The organism is Streptomyces sp. LS1784 (assembly GCF_020103755.1).
GTDB lineage: Bacteria > Actinomycetota > Actinomycetes > Streptomycetales > Streptomycetaceae > Kitasatospora.
Map to the genome: position 1 here is coordinate 1 of NZ_JAHSQD010000328.1, position 9,311 is coordinate 9,311.

General features: G+C 70.4%; 11 protein-coding genes. 4 read left to right on the forward strand and 7 right to left on the reverse strand.

The genetic code is table 11. The annotated features are described in order from the left end of the window. Window positions 1-110: 110 nt before the first annotated feature. Window positions 111-302 (reverse strand): hypothetical protein, encoded by a 192-nt coding sequence (locus tag KS423_RS29345; RefSeq protein ID WP_224282798.1) that lies wholly within the window; start codon window positions 300-302, stop codon window positions 111-113. Window positions 303-462: 160 nt separating this feature from the next. On the opposite strand from KS423_RS29345, the gene KS423_RS29350 reads away from it, so the two are divergent. Both KS423_RS29350 and KS423_RS29355 read left to right on the forward strand, forming a co-directional pair. Further along, window positions 463-1,362, forward strand: coding sequence for a hypothetical protein (locus tag KS423_RS29350; RefSeq protein ID WP_224282799.1), 900 nt, complete (start codon window positions 463-465; stop codon window positions 1,360-1,362). A 218-nt stretch (window positions 1,363-1,580) separates the two neighbouring features. After that, window positions 1,581-1,769 carry a hypothetical protein gene (locus KS423_RS29355; protein WP_224282800.1) on the forward strand — a complete coding sequence of 63 codons (189 nt, stop codon included), beginning with the start codon at window positions 1,581-1,583 and terminating at the stop codon, window positions 1,767-1,769. Window positions 1,770-1,799: 30 nt separating this feature from the next. Here KS423_RS29355 and KS423_RS29360 read toward each other — a convergent pair whose 3' ends face one another. After that, on the reverse strand, window positions 1,800-2,186 hold the full coding sequence (locus KS423_RS29360) for a metal-sensitive transcriptional regulator (RefSeq protein ID WP_224282801.1): 387 nt from the start codon (window positions 2,184-2,186) through the stop codon (window positions 1,800-1,802). A gap of 463 nt (window positions 2,187-2,649) precedes the next feature. Between KS423_RS29360 and KS423_RS29365 the strand changes: the two genes are divergently transcribed. Beyond that, window positions 2,650-3,270 (forward strand): DUF47 domain-containing protein, encoded by a 621-nt coding sequence (locus tag KS423_RS29365; protein WP_030059626.1) that lies wholly within the window; start codon window positions 2,650-2,652, stop codon window positions 3,268-3,270. Window positions 3,271-3,275: 5 nt separating this feature from the next. Further along, window positions 3,276-4,271, forward strand: a complete 996-nt coding sequence (locus KS423_RS29370; RefSeq protein WP_224282802.1) for an inorganic phosphate transporter — start codon at window positions 3,276-3,278, stop codon at window positions 4,269-4,271. Window positions 4,272-4,431: 160 nt separating this feature from the next. On the opposite strand, the gene pstB is transcribed toward KS423_RS29370, so the two are convergent. The 5 genes from pstB to KS423_RS29395 all read right to left on the reverse strand — a co-directional run bounded on the left by pstB (window position 4,432) and on the right by KS423_RS29395 (window position 9,270). Next, window positions 4,432-5,208: a phosphate ABC transporter ATP-binding protein PstB gene (gene pstB / locus KS423_RS29375; protein WP_224282803.1), complete on the reverse strand. Its 777-nt coding sequence runs from the start codon at window positions 5,206-5,208 to the stop codon at window positions 4,432-4,434. Between the two features lie 42 nt (window positions 5,209-5,250). Then, window positions 5,251-6,321 (reverse strand): phosphate ABC transporter permease PstA, encoded by a 1,071-nt coding sequence (pstA, locus tag KS423_RS29380; RefSeq protein ID WP_224282804.1) that lies wholly within the window; start codon window positions 6,319-6,321, stop codon window positions 5,251-5,253. After that, window positions 6,318-7,295, reverse strand: a complete 978-nt coding sequence (pstC, locus tag KS423_RS29385; protein WP_224282805.1) for a phosphate ABC transporter permease subunit PstC — start codon at window positions 7,293-7,295, stop codon at window positions 6,318-6,320. Before pstC ends, pstA begins: the two co-directional genes overlap by 4 nt. 150 nt (window positions 7,296-7,445) lie before the next feature. Then, on the reverse strand, window positions 7,446-8,582 hold the full coding sequence (gene pstS, locus KS423_RS29390) for a phosphate ABC transporter substrate-binding protein PstS (protein WP_224282806.1): 1,137 nt from the start codon (window positions 8,580-8,582) through the stop codon (window positions 7,446-7,448). A gap of 226 nt (window positions 8,583-8,808) precedes the next feature. After that, entirely contained in the window at window positions 8,809-9,270 is a 462-nt protein-coding gene (locus KS423_RS29395; protein WP_374120047.1) for an NUDIX hydrolase, read from the reverse strand. Window positions 9,271-9,311: the final 41 nt, after the last annotated feature.

Genomic DNA, 9,311 nt, shown 5'->3' on the forward strand with positions numbered 1-9,311 from the left:
CGTCGGCGCGGGCGCGGGGCGGTGCGGGCCGGGGAGCAGCCGCCGGAGTCCGACCTCGCGGCCTGACCTCGCCCACGGGGCCCTGCCGAGGCACCCGGGGCCCGACGGGATCAGTCCGGCTCGGCGCCGCTCGCGGCGATGTGGTCGGCGCCCTCACGACGGGCCAGTTCGCGCGAACGGCGGGCCGGGGAGTACCAGCCGCAGCTGCAGGTCGCGAAGATGAAGGAGCCGCGCTCGCTGACCGCGAGGCGGTGCTCGGGCATCCGGGTGGTGCCGGGTGCGACCGGCAGCTCACTGTGCACGTGGTTCACCGTAACGCGCCGGAAGCCCCCTGCGCGACGCTCCCCGGGCACCGGCCCCGTAACCCTTTGCGCCCCAACTCGTTTGCCCGGGAAGAGCTATGCCCACCCGGTGGTGTCCGGCGGGGCAGTCGGGCCCGAGGGGGTTGTCGCGAGGATGAAGATGACCGACCAGCAGCGCACCGGACGGCCGGCACGCCGTCCGGGTCCGCACCTGCGCTCGGCGGCCGGGGCCGCCCTGATCGCCGCCGCCCTGGCGGTGGGGGCCGCCGGCTGTTCCGGCGGCTCCGTCAGCGGATCCTCCGACCGGAAGTCAGGCGCCCCCGACCGGCTCGCCGCGGACCCGCTGACGGCGGTGCGCAACGCCGCCGACATCACCGGCCGCACCGGCTCCGCGCACGCCGCGACCGATCTGGTCACCGAGTCCGCCGAGAAGAAGGCCTCGTTCAACGGCACCGGCGGCTACGACTACGTCAAGCGGATCGGCCGGCTGGAGGTCCAGGTGCCACCGGGCGCGGCGACCACCGGAAAGATCGTCGAGGTGGTCCTGCCGGGCACCGTCTACCTCCAGAACAGCGGCGCCAAGGTCCCCGAGGGCAAGTGGGTCAAGCTGGACGTGCGCCAGCTGCCGGACGGCAACCTGGTCAGCAGCGGCGCCACCGACCCGGCCTCGGCGGCGGGGGCGCTGCGCGGGGCGCAGAAGGCGGAGGCGGTGGGCACCGAGACCGTCGACGGGGTCGCGTTGCACCACTACCGGGGCACCCTGGACCTGGCGAAGGCGGCCGAAGCGACCGGCGGCCGGGGCGGGGACGGCCTGCGGATGGGCGCGCAGACCTTCACCGTCAAGGAGGTCCCGTACGACGCCTGGCTGGACGACCAGGGCCGGCTGCGCAAGGTGGTCGAGGTGTTCACCTTCGCCGGGGTGGCCGGGTCGAAGGAGCCCAAGGACCAGGTGAAGGTGACCTCGACGACCTCGCTGAGGGACTTCGGCAAGCCGGTGGAGGCGGCCGAGCCCTCGGCCTCGGACATCTACCAGATGAAGCCCACGGAGAGCCCGAAGTAGGGCGGGTCCGACACCGCCCTGGCCCGCCGGGGCAGCGCTCCGGCGCCGGGGCGAGACGGGGTGCCGCCGGGGCGGGTGGCCGTCCGGGGAGCGACGGCCACCCGTTTCGGCGGCGCCGAGATGGCCCGTCCGTGCCATGTGGACGGGCCCCGAAGTGCCTAGGCTGGACTCCGGGTGGCTGCCGCCCGGGCTGGCGAGGCACTGAAGGGGTGGTGCAGGTGGTGTCGTCCACGGGCGGCCGCAGCGGCGGCCACGACGACGCGGCCCTCGACGAGATCGATCTGGCCGGCGAGCTGATGATCGCCGCGACGGCCAGCTCCGGCGACCGGCTGCCGACCGAGCGGATCGACGAGGTGCTGCTGGACCGGGCCGAACCCGGGCAGGCCGAGCGGGAGGCCGACGGCTAGCGGGCGCGGGAACGGCGGACGGCCGGTGGCTCAGCTGCGCAGCAGGCGGCTGATCGCGGCGGTGGCCTCCGCCACCTTGGCGTCCAGCTCGGTGCCGCCCTCCTCGGCGGCCGCGGCGACGCAGTGCCGAAGGTGCTCCTCCAGCAGGGAGAGCGCGAAGGACTGCAGCGCCTTGGTGCTGGCCGAGACCTGGGTGAGCACGTCGATGCAGTAGACGTCCTCGTCGACCATGCGCTGGAGGCCGCGGATCTGGCCCTCGATCCGACGCAGCCGCTTGAGGTGGGCGTCCTTCTGCGCGCTGTAGCCGTGCGGACCGTGCCCCCCGTGATGTCCCTCTGCGGCTTCGGCGGTGGGGCCGGCGTGCGGGTCGGCCTCCTGCGCGTGCTGTGGCTCGGTGCGCGCTTGCGTCGTGGTCATCGGCCCCGCCTTCGTCTCAGTGCCTGGTGGCTGCGTCGGCCACCAGTGTCCAACACCGGGGCCCTGCGTGGTGTTCCGACGGCCGAGGCGGCATGTGCCGGGGCGGCCCGGGAGGGGTGCCCGGCGGTTCACCCGTCTGAGCGGCGCCCCGGTCTTCCGTACGCACGACGAGGACAATCCGGGCGAGGTTCCGTCAGACTGAGGGCGCAGCGCCCACCTCGCCTCGCTCCGCAGACGCTTCGCCCGGAGCGCACCTCCTCCTGGTTCGCTCTCCCCCAGCCTCCGGCCGGGGATACCTCCATCGCTCACTCACATCCACACGTGGTGGTGCGGCCCGGATCACCCGGCGCGACAGCCGAACGGAAGGGGAGGTTCCGACTCCTTCCCCGACACCCCGTTTGCGTGATTGCGCTTGGTTGCACCTAGCATCGTTCAGTCCCTACCCCGCACATCGGAGATTTCCGTGCGTTTTAGCCTGACCCCGAAGGAGACGAGCTTCTACGACATGTTCGCCGCCGCAGCGGAGAACCTCGTCGTCGGATCGAAGCTCCTTTTGGAGCTGCTGGGATCAGACGTGTCGGCCCGTGCGGAGATCGTCGAGCGCATGCGCGCCGCCGAACACGCCGGGGACGACACCACCCATGCCGTCTTCCACCAGCTGAACTCGTCCTTCATCACGCCCTTCGACCGCGAGGACATCTACAGCCTGGCCTCGTCGCTGGACGACATCATGGACTTCATGGAGGAGGCCGTCGACCTGGTCGTCCTCTACGACATCCAGACCCTGCCGAAGGGCATCGAGCAGCAGATCGAGGTACTGGCGCGCGCCGCGGAACTCACCGCCGAGGCGATGCCGAACCTGCGCAGCATGTCCAACCTCACCGAGTACTGGATCGAGGTCAACCGGCTGGAGAACCAGGCCGACCAGATCCACCGCAAGCTGCTCGCCCACCTGTTCTCCGGCCAGTACGACGCCATCGAGGTGCTCAAGCTCAAGCAGGTCGTGGACGTCCTTGAGGAGGCGGCGGACGCGTTCGAGCACGTCGCCAACACGGTGGAGACCATCGCCGTCAAGGAGTCCTGACCCTCGTGGACACGGCAGCACTCATCGCCGTCATCGGCGTTGCGTTCTTCTTCACGTACACCAACGGCTTCCACGACTCGGCGAACGCGATCGCCACGTCGGTCTCCACCCGGGCGCTCACCCCCCGGGCGGCGCTGGCGATGGCCGCGGTGATGAACCTGGCCGGCGCGTTCCTCGGCAGCGGCGTGGCGCACACCGTCTCCAAGGGGATCATCGAGACCCCCTCCGGCAGCCAGGGGATGGCGATCCTGTTCGCCGCCCTGGTCGGGGCGATCGCCTGGAACCTGACCACCTGGTACTTCGGCCTGCCGTCCTCCTCCTCGCACGCGCTGTTCGGCGGCATGGTGGGCGCGGCGCTGGCCGGCGGCGTCGAGGTGATCTGGAGCGGAGTCCTCGACAAGATCGTCATCCCGATGATCGTCTCGCCGGTGGTCGGCCTGGTCGGCGGCTTCCTGGTGATGCTGGCGATCCTGTGGATCTTCCGCCGGGCCAACCCGCACCGGGCCAAGCGCAACTTCCGGGTCGCCCAGACCGCCTCGGCCGCCGCGATGGCCCTGGCGCACGGCCTCCAGGACGCCCAGAAGACCATGGGCATCGTGGTCATGGCACTGACCATCTCCGGCCACCAGTCCGGCAACGGGATCCCGGTCTGGGTGAAGATCTCCTGCGCGACCATGCTCTCGCTGGGCACCTACGCGGGCGGCTGGCGGATCATGCGGACGCTCGGCCGCAAGATCATCGAGCTGGACCCGCCGCAGGGCTTCGCGGCCGAGGCCACCTCCTCGGCGATCATGTACATCACCTCGTTCGTCTTCAAGGCGCCGATCTCCACCACCCACGTGATCACCGCGGCGATCATGGGTGCGGGGGCCACCAAGCGGATCCGCGCGGTGCGCTGGGGCGTCGCGAAGAACATCGTGCTCGGCTGGTTCATCACGATGCCGGCGGCCGCCATCGTCGCAGCGCTGATGTACTGGTTCGTCCACCTGTTCTGGGGCTGACGCCCCCGCAGGACGCACGAACGGACAGGGCCCGCCCCCACATCTCGGGGGCGGGCCCTTCTCCATGCCCCGCGGCGGCACCGCCATGCAGCACCACGGGACAGCTCGCGGTCCGTCACGCGTCCCGGCGCCTCGGCGCCGCCCGTGACGGGGTTCCGGCCTAGCCGAAGCGGCCGGAGATGTAGTCCTCGGTCGCCTGGACCGACGGGTTGGAGAAGATCCGCTGGGTGTCGTCCAGCTCGATCAGCTTGCCCGGCTGGCCGACGCCGGCCAGGTTGAAGAAGGCGGTGCGGTCGCTGACGCGGGCCGCCTGCTGCATGTTGTGGGTCACGATGACGATGGTGAACTGCTCCTTCAGCTCGCCGATCAGGTCCTCGATGGCGAGGGTGGAGATCGGGTCGAGCGCGGAGCAGGGCTCGTCCATCAGCAGGACCTGGGGCTCGACCGCGATGGCGCGGGCGATGCACAGGCGCTGCTGCTGACCGCCGGAGAGGCCGGCCCCCGGCTTGTTCAGCCGGTTGTGGACCTCCTTCCAGAGGTTGGCGCCCTTCAGCGAGCGCTCCACCACCTCGTCCAGCACGGACTTCTTCTTCACGCCCGCGAGCCGGAGTCCGGCGACCACGTTGTCGTAGATCGACATGGTCGGGAACGGGTTCGGGCGCTGGAACACCATGCCGACCGAGCGGCGCACGGCGACCGGGTCGACGTTGGAGGCGTACAGGTTCTCGTCGTCCAGGAGGACCTTGCCCTCGACCCGGGCGCCGGGGATCACCTCGTGCATCCGGTTCAGGGTGCGCAGGAAGGTGGACTTGCCACAGCCGGAGGGGCCGATGAAGGCGGTCACCGAGCGGGGCTCGATGCTCATCGAGATGTCCTCGATGGCCTTGGTGGTGCCGTAGTAGGCCGACAGTCCGCTGACGTCGATGCGCTTGGCCATGATCGTTGCTTCTCTCGTCTGTCTCGTACGTCAGTCGGTCGCTCAGTGCCCGCCCTTGGGCGAGCGCCAGCGGGCGATGCCCCGGGCGATGAGGTTGAGCCCCATCACGAAGGCGATCAGCACCAGCGCCGCGCCCCAGGCACGGGCGTAGCCGTAGTCGTTGTTGACCTGCGAGTACTGCTGCCAGATGTACATCGGCAGGGACTGCTGCGGTCCGTCGAACGGGTTGCTGTTGATGTAGTCGGCGCCGAACACCAGCATCATCACCGGGGCGGTCTCGCCCGTGATGCGGGCGACCGCGAGCATCACACCGGTGGTGATGCCACCGATCGCGGTGGGGAGGACGATCCGCAGAATGGTCTTCCACTTCGGCACGCCGAGCGCGTACGAGGCCTCGCGCAGCTCGTTCGGGACGAGCTTCAGCATCTCCTCGGTGGACCGGACCACGACCGGCATCATCAGGATCGCCAGCGCGAGGCTGCCCGAGAAGCCGGAGTAGCTGAAGCCCAGGGCGAGGTTCCAGAGCGAGAGGATGAACAGACCGGCGACGATCGACGGGATGCCCGTCATGACGTCGACGAAGAAGGTGACCGCCTTGGCGAGCTTGCCGCGGCCGTACTCGACCAGGTAGACGGCGGTCAGCAGACCGATCGGGGCGGCTATCGCGGTGGCCAGGGCGACCTGCTCCAGGGTGCCGATCAGCGCGTGGTAGATGCCGCCGCCGGGCCCGGACTGGATCACGCCCTTCATGGAGTGGCTCAGGAAGAACCCGTCGACCACCTCGCTGCCCTGCTGGACGGTGTAGACCGTCAGGGCGACCAGCGGGACGACGGCCAGGATGAAGGCGACCCAGACCACCGAGGTGGCGAGCCGGTCCTTGGCCTGCCGGCGGCCCTCGACCCGGGCCGAGAGGACGTAGCCGATCACGACGAAGAGCAGGGCCGAGATCATGCCCCACTGGAGGTGGCTGGCCAGCCCGCCGACCGCGCCGATCCCGCAGCCGAGGGCGATCGAGCCGAGGGCGACGGCGACCGGGGCCCACTTGGGCAGTCGGTTGGCGGTCAGTGGACGGCCGACGGGCCGGGCGTCCTCGACGACGACGGTGGCGGTCATGCGTTGGCCCCCGAGTACTCCTTGCGGCGGGCGATGATCAGTCGCGCGGCACCGTTCACCAGCAGGGTGATGACGAACAGGACGAGGCCGGAGGCCATCAGTGCGTTGCGGCCGTTGTCACCGGCCTCGGCGAACTTCAGCGCGATGTTCTGCGCGAAGGTGCCGCCGCCGGCGTCCAGGATGTGCAGCGACAGGACGTTGCTGGCGGACAGCACCACCGCGACCGCGATGGTCTCGCCGAGCGCACGGCCGAGGCCGAGCATCGAGGCCGAGATGATGCCGGGGCGGCCGAACGGCAGCACCGCGGTGCGGATCATCTCCCAGCGGGTCGCGCCGAGCGCGAGCGCCGCCTCCTCGTGCATTCGCGGCACCTGGCGGAACACCTCGCGGGAGACCGCGGTGATGATCGGCAGGACCATGATCGCCAGCAGGATGCCGACGGTGAACAGGTTGCGCGGGGTGCCGGTCCTGGTCTGGTCGAAGATGTACGTCCAGCCCAGGTACTCGTTGAGCCAGCTGGTCAGGCCGTCCAGGTGCGGCACGAGGAAGAGCGCGCCCCAGAGGCCGTAGACGATGCTGGGGACGGCGGCGAGCAGGTCGACCAGGTAGGCGAACGGCTGGGCGATCCGGCGCGGCGCGTAGTGCGAGATGAACAGCGCGATCCCGATCGCCACTGGGACGGCGATCGCCATCGCGATGACGGCACTGACGATGGTGCCGAAGACCAGGACGGCGATGCCGAAGACGGGCTTCGGGGCGTCCGGCGTCCACTCGAAGCTCGTGAGGAAGTTGCCCTCGTTGGTGCTCAGGGCCAGGACCGACCGCCAGGTCAGGAACGCGGCGATGGCGGCCATGATGACCAGCAGCAGGATGCCCGAGCCCCGGGCGAGGTTCATGAAGATCTTGTCGCCGACGCGGCTGTCGCGCGGTCGGCGTTCCCTGCCTCGCGGGGCGGCAGGGGAGGATGAAGTCATTGGTCTACTCCGGTCTGGTGGCGCCGCCCCGGAAGGGGGACGGCACCATGGCGGCGGTGCCCCGGACGTGGTGCTGGGTGTGGTGCGTTCCGGTGGGGCGGCCCCGGCCCCCCTCGCTCACGGGGCCGCCCCACCGGGGGTCCTGTCGGGTCAGGCCAGGGTGGCGATGACGCCGTTGACCTTGTCGGTCACGGCCTTCGGCAGCGGCACGTAGCCCTTCTCGCCGACGGCCTTCTGGCCCGCGTCGCTGGCGGTGTAGGTCAGGAAGGACTTCAGGGTGTCGAGGGTCTCGGCCTTGTTGCCCTTGTCACAGACGATCTCGTAGGTGATCAGGACCAGCGGGTAGGAGCCCTCTTCCTTGGTCGCGTAGTCGAGCTTCAGCGCGAGGTCGCTGCCGGTACCGGCGGCCTGCGCCTTGGCGATGGTGGCGGCGGCGTTCTCGGCGGTGGCCGCGACCGGCTTGGAGGCGCCCGTGTTGATCTCGGCGCTCTTCAGGCTGTTGGTCTGGGCGTAGGCCAGCTCGACGTAGCTGATCGAGTTCTTGACCTGCTTCACCTGGGCCGAGACACCGGCGCTGCCGTTGGCCGACTGGCCGTTCTTGCCCGTCCAGGCCTTGCCGGCCGGGTAGGACCAGGCGCCACCGCCGGCGGCGGCGAAGTACTTGGTCAGGTTCTCGGTGGTGCCGGCGTCGTCCGAGCGGTGGAAGGTCTGGATCTCCGCGTCCGGCAGCTTGGCGCCCGGGTTCAGGGCGGCGATCGCCGGGTCGTTCCACTTGGTGATCTGCGAGTCGAAGATCTTGGCGGCGGTCGGGCCGTCCAGGACCAGGTTGTCGACACCGTCGATGTTGTAGACCAGCGAGATCAGACCGCCGACCATCGGCAGGTCGATGCCCTGGCCGCCGGTGCAGACCGCCTTGGAGGCGTCGATCTCGGCCGGCTTCAGGGCCGAGTCGGAGCCGGCGAACTGGATCTTGCCCTGGTTGAACTGCTGGATGCCGGCACCGGAGCCGCCACCCTGGTAGTTGATCGTGGTTCCGGAGCAGGCGGCGGCGAAGCTGGTCTTCCAGACGTCCATCGCCGCACCCTGCGCGGTCGAGCCGGCGGCGATCAGCGAACCGGGCTTGCCACAGTTGATCGCGGCAGCCGCGGCGGAGCCGCCGCTGGAGCCGCTGGACGCGGTCGAGTTGTTGTTGTTGTCCGACCCGCAGGCGGCGAGCGACAGCGAGCTGACGAGCGCCATGGCACCGATCGCGAGGGCCTTGGAGCGGCCGTTCCGCTGGAGCTTCACAGGGGTGTCCCTTTCTGTGGCATTGCCCTTGCGCGGGCCGTACGCGTACGGCCCAGCACGGGTTTTGCTGTGGTCCGGGGCCCGTTCGGCCCTCCGGTGGTCCCGAAGTTAGGCCGGGCAAGTGACACGACAGCCGGTCGCAAGTGAACGGGGAGTGAACCTCGAACGGATGGCAGGAAACTACGTCAGGTAGTAACGGTTGCGTCACGGCAAGGGCGCAGGGAGATCACTTCCACCGTTCCTTCGCCGGTTCCGCCCCTGCCGTCCGCACCGGCTTCGCCCCCAGGACCGCCAGCAGGGCGTCGACCAGCAGCCGGTCGTGGTCGTGGGTGAGCCGGGCGCGGGCCTTCCCGGCCGGCAGCCACTCCAGCCGGTCCACCTCCCGGTTCGGCCGGAAGGACCCGCTCGACGGCACCGCCGCCCAGTAGCGGACCTCCTTCGGGCGGCCCTGCACCTGGTAGTGCTGGGCGGGCAGCTCCGGTCCCAGCAGGCAGCGGAACCCGGTCTCCTCCCGGACCTCGCGCAGCGCCGCGTCGGCCATGCCCTCGCCGGGTTCGAGCTTGCCCTTCGGCAGGCTCCAGTCGTCGTACTTGGGCCGGTGGATCACCGCGATCCGCGGCCGCCCCAGCCGGCCGCTCTTCTTCAGCCGGCCCGGCAGCCACAGCACCGCGCCCGCCGCCAGGATCACCGGGGCGCGCCCCGCCCCGCGCGCCGCCCCCGCCGCCGCCC

Bases quoted from the DNA above. Each gene is read 5' to 3' on its own strand.
- KS423_RS29350 (WP_224282799.1), top strand. From the start codon at position 463: ATGACCGACCAGCAGCGCACCGGACGGCCGGCACGCCGTCCGGGTCCG.
- KS423_RS29360 (WP_224282801.1), bottom strand. From the start codon at position 2,186: ATGACCACGACGCAAGCGCGCACCGAGCCACAGCACGCGCAGGAGGCC.
- pstB (WP_224282803.1), bottom strand. From the start codon at position 5,208: ATGGCCAAGCGCATCGACGTCAGCGGACTGTCGGCCTACTACGGCACC.
- pstA (WP_224282804.1), bottom strand. From the start codon at position 6,321: ATGACCGCCACCGTCGTCGTCGAGGACGCCCGGCCCGTCGGCCGTCCA.
- pstC (WP_224282805.1), bottom strand. From the start codon at position 7,295: ATGACTTCATCCTCCCCTGCCGCCCCGCGAGGCAGGGAACGCCGACCG.